9 protein-coding genes are annotated in these 6934 nt (G+C 37.4%); all 9 read right to left on the bottom strand.

The genetic code is table 11. The features are described 5' to 3' along the window. Positions 1–80: 80 nt before the first annotated feature. On the bottom strand, positions 81–410 hold the full coding sequence (locus QZ158_RS07050) for a hypothetical protein (RefSeq protein ID WP_293887056.1): 330 nt from the start codon (positions 408–410) through the stop codon (positions 81–83). Between the two features lie 93 nt (positions 411–503). Beyond that, positions 504–776 (bottom strand): hypothetical protein, encoded by a 273-nt coding sequence (locus tag QZ158_RS07045; RefSeq protein WP_293887054.1) that lies wholly within the window; start codon positions 774–776, stop codon positions 504–506. After that, positions 773–1591 carry an AAA family ATPase gene (locus QZ158_RS07040; protein WP_293887052.1) on the bottom strand — a complete coding sequence of 273 codons (819 nt, stop codon included), beginning with the start codon at positions 1589–1591 and terminating at the stop codon, positions 773–775. The genes QZ158_RS07045 and QZ158_RS07040 overlap by 4 nt, the downstream gene beginning before the upstream one ends. 123 nt (positions 1592–1714) lie before the next feature. Then, a complete protein-coding gene (locus QZ158_RS07035; protein WP_293887050.1) occupies positions 1715–2305 on the bottom strand; it encodes a hypothetical protein in 591 nt (196 codons plus the stop codon). A gap of 14 nt (positions 2306–2319) precedes the next feature. Next, positions 2320–3660: a CHAP domain-containing protein gene (locus tag QZ158_RS07030; protein WP_293887048.1), complete on the bottom strand. Its 1341-nt coding sequence runs from the start codon at positions 3658–3660 to the stop codon at positions 2320–2322. A 15-nt stretch (positions 3661–3675) separates the two neighbouring features. After that, positions 3676–3927, bottom strand: coding sequence for a hypothetical protein (locus QZ158_RS07025; protein WP_293887046.1), 252 nt, complete (start codon positions 3925–3927; stop codon positions 3676–3678). Between the two features lie 19 nt (positions 3928–3946). Further along, positions 3947–5893, bottom strand: coding sequence for a virulence factor (locus QZ158_RS07020; protein WP_293887044.1), 1947 nt, complete (start codon positions 5891–5893; stop codon positions 3947–3949). Positions 5894–5903: 10 nt separating this feature from the next. Then, entirely contained in the window at positions 5904–6551 is a 648-nt protein-coding gene (locus QZ158_RS07015) for a hypothetical protein (protein WP_033584669.1), read from the bottom strand. Then, positions 6551–6859 (bottom strand): DUF5592 family protein, encoded by a 309-nt coding sequence (locus tag QZ158_RS07010; protein ID WP_000274176.1) that lies wholly within the window; start codon positions 6857–6859, stop codon positions 6551–6553. Before QZ158_RS07010 ends, QZ158_RS07015 begins: the two co-directional genes overlap by 1 nt. Positions 6860–6934: the final 75 nt, after the last annotated feature.

The following is a 6934-nucleotide window of genomic DNA, read 5'->3' as shown; positions in this document are numbered from 1 at the left end:
TATTTTAATAAATTTTGACCTGAATGTTCAAATAATCCTTTGTTCTGACAAAAAAAGAGCCTATCTTTTCAGATAAACTCTTACTTGTCATACCAGGGTTTCTCTTTCTTACTAAAATAGGATTTGCTCATTTCAATAGTAGCTATCCCCATAGGAATCAAAATAATACTCCATAAAACCGTCACAATTCCATCTGCAATAAAGGAAAAACCACCTGTAAAGTGAAGTCCCAAATACAGTAATAATACAACTGGAAGGAAAGCTGGAGCGAATTTTAAAACGGCCAACCCTAAAACAATTATAAACACCATACTAAGTCCAAATGTTTTATAGAACACATAGATTGCTATAGCTCCGATAAAAATAAAGAACAGCTGAACAAATCTTTTAATATCAATGAAAATCATCATAGATTCCTCCTACTTCATCAGTAATATTTTAAAATTTATTATCTCCTTATATGTGGAGGCTAAATAGTTTTTGGTAAGATAACCTATAGAACGTTATTTTTTCTTTCGCTCCATCTTTTCCCATTCTCTTATAATCAGATTCTCGAGATAAGATGAAGCTGATTTTTCACCGTGATACTCTACTAAAGCATCTAGCATATCGTATCTAACATTATGATGTAAAGAAAATGGATATCTTTGCTTTTTGTTATAGCTTTCAGGAGACTTTCTAGCCTCCTGATTTTGTTTCCTCGACGAACGAGTCTTTTCTCTCTTTGGTGTACTTTGGAATGTTTGTTTTACTTGTGCGAATCGATTCTCTGTCATGCTACCTCTCCTTCTAACACACTCAAAATATTTTCATATACGTAGTTTATATTATCATAAAACCTTTGATGTGTCTTTTTTTGGTTAGCTGTCATCTCTTCATGCTGCTCAAAGACACTCTTGCTAATCACAAGACTCTTAGCCATCAGTTCTTTCTCCTGGATAGAACCAAGGTAAGCTGAGTCTTCTTCAACAACTTCTAAAAATTGTTCACAGATGTCTGATACATTGTTTCCAAAGTATTTAATCTTATTTCCAATAAGATAAGGTTCTGCTTTAACATAGCTTTTCTTAGTAATAACTTCGATAGCTTCACTCTTAATGAAGTCTACAAAATTTTTCAAAGATAACCAGGCACGAAAACCATTAAGAGAGGCATCAGAAACAGCCAGGACAATATCTGATACAGCTATAAAATTTGCTGTAACTAAACTCTTATCATTGTGCGTATCAATTAGAATGACATCAAATTGTGCTTCTAACTCTTCGTAATGTTCGCTAAACCACATAAACAACTGGAGATACTTGTCGTCTCTACTAGCAAGATCTAACTGCTCATCTGTCAAACGCTCATCACCACAAATCAAACTGAGATTTTCTGATATTGGAACAATCTCATACTCTCCAGTCGTAAATATATCATAGACGGTTTTCTCACATTTTACATCAAATGTTCTTGTCAAATTACATTCCCAAGCTCCATCAATGAGTAGTGTTCTAAGCCCCTTAACACGTGCCAACCAATCCCCTTCATTAAAGGTATCTGTAGTCTTACCACCGCCACCTTTTCCTAAGTTTGTAGTCTGAATCTTCATGATTCCCTCCTTGGATAATTGTATATTTTGTTATATAACTTTTTATATACTTAATTATATCTAAAACAACTTTATTTGTCAATATAAAAGCACAAAAAGTTATATAACTTTTTGTGCAACTTGTTAGCCGTATGTACCACCTATATTTCCGCCAACATAGGCTTTTAGCTGGATTTGTTGAACCGTAGTATTGAAATTTCCAACGAAATAGCTGTTCTCTTCTCCGTTTTTAGTTAGAACAATCAAAAATTGAATAACATCATCTGATTCAGTTGGCATCACTTCCAATTGTTCAGGTTGGAAATCATACTGATTCGTCAGAAGAGCCATCGCAAAGGTTTGAACCATCGCATTCTGTGTCATAGATAAATGATTCTCGATTGTTCCCTTGACATTTGGCAGAAACTTCGTCTTTTTTATATCTGCTACTGCTTCTTCAAAGGCTTTTAATACTTCTTTTTTGTCTTCTGAGCTTGCCTCTGCATAGGGGCGTTCTAGTTTTAACTTAGCTGTCCGATAATTCTTCTCGTCTGCTGTTTCTTCTTTGGAAGGCGGCTCGTTTTGAGTGGTTCCTGAAGAACTCACCTGTGCAGCTTCTTCTATTTTAGTTTGTTGAGATGGCCTGAAACTCGATACAATCCCTATTCCTGCCAAAACCAATAGAATACCTACTACAATCGATACAACCATATTCTCCTTTATCCAATCAATCATTTTATATACTCCTTTTAATTTGAACTTAATTTAGCTTCTCTGTCATCTGGATAAGCAAAAGAGATTACCTGTTCTTGTTGTTGTGATTTAGTCCAAATACGATAATTCCATGTATATGGAGTTTTGAACTGATCCCAGCCACTCAGAGGTGTATTTTGTTCTACAAATAAGATAGAGCCATTCTCGAAAACATGACATACAATTCCAGTATGACCATATCCTCCACCTCCTACCTGTGTGGAAAAAATAGCGCCTCTTTTGGGTGTAGCCTTAACTGAATTTCCAAATATTGCAGCCCATGCTGCTGCCTGATCTTTCCCATTACCTTGAACTGAACCAGAATGTCCCCATAAGTGATTTCCAATACTTATTGTAAGATTCACACATTGTCCAGCATACTCGTCACTTCCAGGATTATACCATCCTGTAGACTTAGCATAATCCATGCCTAAGCTCTTAGGATCAATAATGAATGGTTTCAAGCTATCTGGTAAGTCTTCTGGTTTATACCCCCATGCAGTCGCATCTGAAGGGACAGTTCCCGTTCCATCGGTGCTGCTACCTGACTCACCACATCCACTTTTTTCAGCTGAAGAAGACACCGCACTATCTGAAGAACTGACATCTTGTGTACTGGATCCTTCATATGGCTTCTCACCATGAGCAGCAATAGCCTCCTTATCAAGCCACTGATACTTCGTACCCAGTTTTTGATACATATCAGTTAATTTGCTCTTATAAGTGCCATCTGTGGCCCATCCACCATCTGCTATAGCAGATAGACTAGCAATACCATTTGTATTGTTTATAGCCCCTTTATAAAGTGTCTGGTGAGCCATAAACTCAGCTTTCCCTACAATCCCTGCATCGTAGCTAGAAAACCAAGTATAAGCCCCTCCTGTACCGTCTCCAACATTTGCTCCAGGCTTGGTTCCTGTTAAATCAACACTATCTTCACCATACGTCGCCAGAGTAACTGGAAAATTACTTTTGCTAGAGGTTTTAACCCCTCCCATATTGTGAGCTTTCCAGAAGGAAGTACCATTGGGATTCGTAAAATTGAATCCATTCTCTATCATTGTTTGAGTGATAGAGGCTGAAGGTAGGAAGCCTCCTGCCTTCCAAGACAGAATATAGGCTTCCTTATGCTTTTTTACAAAGTCATCGATGGAACCATCAGCTGAAGAAACTGCTGAGTCACTAGTTGAGGATGTTGTTTCTACGGCACCACAATCATTTCTTCCATTATTGGTTACAACTCCCATTACCCCAACTAACATGGTTATTCCAACATTGACAATTAATAGAAGAGCTACAAGAGGGATGAGGATCTTCAGTTTAAATATTTTTTTCATAGATACCTCGCTTATCTACCACAATCCTAATATTGTTCGCAAAATCCCATAAAAAACTAAAAATACAATAAACACTATACCTATTTTCTTGAGACCGTTCAAAAACTCCTTATCTCGTTCTTTTTGTGCTTCCAGGCGTTTTGGATCAGATTCTCCCTCTGAAGCGAAATAATCTCTTTCTTGTTGCATGCGATATTTACGAATCAAAACGTATTGATCAAATCTCTGCTTAGTCCTGGCAATCATTCCTAGTTTATTTTTGGCCATTCTGGTTTACCTTCCTTTCTTACTCAATACCGCCATAGCGCTCAACTTCAGGGGCTAACAGCTGTTGGTTAAAGACCAGATTTCCTACCCCCGCAATGTTCATGAATAACTGTCCTTTCGCCAGACGAGGCAAGGTTTCTAGTTCAGACTGATTCATTGATCCAGATAAGGCGTTAGCTAGTAGAGGCACACTGGTTTCATCCGTCTGAGCAAAAACTCTATATTGCATCAGTCCAAAAATCCTCTGGACTGCCGTCACGTATGGATCCTTATGAGTACCGACCCCTGTCTCAAACAGAATCCCTCGCAGTGAATTAACAGACAATACAACACCAGCAAAGTTTTCGCCCATTGTATCAATCATATCGGCTAGAAGGTTGACACTACTTTCATGCTTAGGGTCAATGAGTGTTTGTGCCCCACTAATATTGACAATATAGTGCTGCATATCCATCTCCGTTAAGTCAGGTCGTTTCTTCAGTAGTTGTTTACAACGTTTTCCGTTATTAACAATATCAGCTGAGACAAGCGAAAGAACAGAAAATATCTGAACATTTAACAAATGAGGAGCGTTCTTCAACCCTGAGAAATCAAATGTCACAACTTGCTCTGAAGAGATATCTTGAAATTCTGTTGTTCCCTCGAAAATTTCTGCGTTTGTTGTCAATAGTTCGTTAAACGTATTGTAAATACGCTTAACAGCCTTGTGTTCGGCTTTATCCGCACTAGTTTGTTCCAGCCGACGTTTGTAGGCATCAACAAACAAAATAAAATCAGACAGAATAGGATACTCTTCCTTCACAATATCCGTCGCTTTCAGTTTTTCTGGATTCAACGAAGGATTTCGAGCCCACAAATCTTCCTCAATATAGAAATCATTCAGGAGAGTTCCAAATGTGATTAAATCGTCTCCTGTCACTTCATTATTCAGGAGTTTATAGATACTCTTCAGTTTCTCGATATGAAGGTTGTAAGATTTCTTCTTATCAATTTCAGTTCCTGCTTCGTTGGTTACTGTTGGAAATACCTGGAAGATATTGATACGGTTAGCCTCACCTGATAAATCAAGAATCAATCCATGTTGTTTTCGTGTCTGATCAAGAAACTGGCCAGTAGCATCAAAGTTACGAATATAATGTCCCTTCGCATAGAGACCGTCTGTGTGTTTCATAAGAAAAGATCGCTGTCCCATCTTTGGATTTCCAGATAGGATCATAAAGGATCGTGTTCTTTTCTCGTCACGTTCTAGAAAATTGAAATTTACCGCTCCGTTCGTTGGAGTCCATCCAAGATAGAAGCCTTTCTCATCTTCTAGCTTCGTATGATTAAAGAAATATCCACCAGCTATTGAGTGAGCTGGAGTCGGTATCCCTCTTCGATGATTGGGTAAATCAATCTGATATTCAGCTGGAATAAATGGGGCATGGTATTCAAAATCTAATTCTCCTGATAGAATGGTGGATTTGAATTTCGACGTTTTGTCCTTGACTTCTTCAACCTTCTTAAATAATTCTTCTTTGGTTGATGCAAATACAAAGACACGAATATACATCCCATACATAGCTATATTTCGCTTATCAATTTCACGGCTTAGTTTATTAAGATTATCAATCTCATCTAGTTCTTTCCGATTATTGGTTAGTTTGCTATTGTTTGTAATCCGTGTTGACTTCTCTTCAATAGAGTCCTCAATCTCTTTTTGAAGTTGTCTATTATCCTCTTTGTACAGTGACAGGAAGGAACGTGTCCCAGGAATCAACAATAATTCGGAAAGCCAAAAACGATCCATTCCTTCAGTTGGATACTCATAATAGTGTACGACCGTATGGTGTCCATCTCCACTTATCCAGGAGCGGTCATCCTTCTGAAAATCAATATTTCCTTGCGGTTGAATCTGGCTAAGAAAGGCAAGGTCATATCCTTCATTTTTTAGTTGTCTTTGTCTACGTTTTGATAAATCAGGCATGCTATCTCTCCTATACTTTCTCATTCATATTGTTGTATTGCTTTATAATCTGAATTTTCTTCCTGTAGCTGATATCTTGTGGAACAAAATCATTATTTCCATAAGTTTTAGCCTTACGAACCAATTCGTCCAATTCGGTTGTTGTAGGCGCAAATAACCACAGTATAAACTCTGTATTATAGACTTCTTGTCGGATGCTTTCTTCAACTTTAATTTGGCTTTGAAGCCAAATTTCACGATCCTTGAGTTGTAAAAAACGTCTATCATTTACTGATAACTTAGACATTTCTTGTCGCACTAAATCCAAATGATGGCGCAAGTCAGAAATTTGCGTATCTGTATTTGTTGGTAAAGTTGTCGTCTCCACTTGGATATTCGGTCCAAATCGAGTCAACCAGGTTTCAAAATTTTCAATAGTTCTCATAACCTCGTTATAAGACATCGATCCTAAATCTTTACCTGGTATCTCCATCAGCTGCAAGTAGCCATAATCAACTAACTGGATATAAGCCTGGCTGTTCGGAATGATTGATTTTACATCTAACAACTCAACGCAAGAATGTAAATCAAAATATTCCTGCGTTTGTTTCTTTGTTTCTTGAATACGTCCCAGAGGGCGTTTCTCATTTTTTGAGGGTTGAATTTGTTTAATCGCCATTATGGTTTTCTCCTTCTGATATAATTCAAGCTAATATAACGTTTTCTTCTTCGTCTGAAGAAAAGAAACATGCTGTGCCAATTCTTTTTGCCACCGTTAGCTGGTAACACCAGATACAAACTCAGAACTGGTGTTAAAAAAATGAATGCGAACATCTGTATCCACTGGCTTTTAGGAAAGATTTTTAAGCCAACGCTCAAAGCGATTACTCCAGTAATTCCTACAAAAGCAATATCTAGGATAAGAAGGCCTATGATCTTGATTTTGGCATAGATATCTCTAGGTACACCGTATTTTTCACCGTACATGAATTTCTCCTTTATATTTGTTTTGACACTCACATTATAATGAATAATCGAAAATATCTTTTAAAGGGACAATAG

This window comes from Streptococcus sp. A12, assembly GCF_905372335.1.
GTDB lineage: Bacteria > Bacillota > Bacilli > Lactobacillales > Streptococcaceae > Streptococcus.
This window is presented reverse-complemented; position numbering and strand designations above follow the sequence as displayed.

What these genes read in the sequence shown, in the direction of transcription:
- QZ158_RS07045 (WP_293887054.1), bottom strand. Translation starts at nt 776, where the DNA reads ATGACAGAGAATCGATTCGCACAAGTAAAACAAACATTCCAAAGTACA.
- QZ158_RS07035 (WP_293887050.1), bottom strand. Translation starts at nt 2,305, where the DNA reads ATGATTGATTGGATAAAGGAGAATATGGTTGTATCGATTGTAGTAGGT.
- QZ158_RS07010 (WP_000274176.1), bottom strand. Translation starts at nt 6,859, where the DNA reads ATGTACGGTGAAAAATACGGTGTACCTAGAGATATCTATGCCAAAATC.
- QZ158_RS07025 (WP_293887046.1), bottom strand. Translation starts at nt 3,927, where the DNA reads ATGGCCAAAAATAAACTAGGAATGATTGCCAGGACTAAGCAGAGATTT.
- QZ158_RS07015 (WP_033584669.1), bottom strand. Translation starts at nt 6,551, where the DNA reads ATGGCGATTAAACAAATTCAACCCTCAAAAAATGAGAAACGCCCTCTG.
- QZ158_RS07040 (WP_293887052.1), bottom strand. Translation starts at nt 1,591, where the DNA reads ATGAAGATTCAGACTACAAACTTAGGAAAAGGTGGCGGTGGTAAGACT.
- QZ158_RS07020 (WP_293887044.1), bottom strand. Translation starts at nt 5,893, where the DNA reads ATGCCTGATTTATCAAAACGTAGACAAAGACAACTAAAAAATGAAGGA.
- QZ158_RS07030 (WP_293887048.1), bottom strand. Translation starts at nt 3,660, where the DNA reads ATGAAAAAAATATTTAAACTGAAGATCCTCATCCCTCTTGTAGCTCTT.
- QZ158_RS07050 (WP_293887056.1), bottom strand. Translation starts at nt 410, where the DNA reads ATGATGATTTTCATTGATATTAAAAGATTTGTTCAGCTGTTCTTTATT.